Here is a 582-nt window from a genome sequence, read left to right as displayed (position 1 = left end):
TATACTATGAATAATAATGAGTTATCTGAGATACAATGTGCTAATGCAGGTGATATAGTTGTTATGACTAAGGTAAACTCCTTGCAGACAGGAGATTTTATATCTATAAATAAAAATGATAAAGCAGATGAACAACTTAACTTCCCTAAACCTCAAATATATTTTGCATTACAAGCTAAAAATAAAGGTGATGAAGATAAAATTAGTGCTGTTTTAAGTAAAATATCAGAAGAAGATCCTACGATTACATGGAGCAGAAATGTGGAAACTAAACAAGTTTTAATTGGTGGGCAAGGTGAGCTTCATATAAATATAGTTAAAAATAAAATGAAAGAAAAATTTGGCCTAGATGTAGATTTAACAGATTTAAAAGTTGCATATAGAGAAACTATAAAAGGAAAAGCAGATGTTCAAGGTAAGCATAAAAAACAATCTGGAGGACATGGACAGTATGGCGATGTTAAGATAAGGTTCGAGTATTCTAAAAATGATTTTGAATTTGAAGAAGATATATTTGGAGGATCTGTTCCTAAACAATATATACCTGCAGTTGAGAAGGGAATAAGAGAATCTATGTCAAAA

1 pseudogene is annotated in these 582 nt (G+C 30.1%); it reads left to right on the top strand.

What is annotated here, in order from left to right:
• Positions 1–582: pseudogene (gene fusA / locus AZI32_RS17490) on the top strand (elongation factor G); the annotation flags it as partial.

Source organism: Clostridium sp. ATCC 25772 (assembly GCF_001573875.1).
Classification (GTDB): domain Bacteria; phylum Bacillota; class Clostridia; order Clostridiales; family Clostridiaceae; genus Clostridium_J; species Clostridium_J senegalense.
Note: the sequence above shows the minus strand (reverse complement) of the source record. Positions and strands in the feature narration are given on the sequence as shown.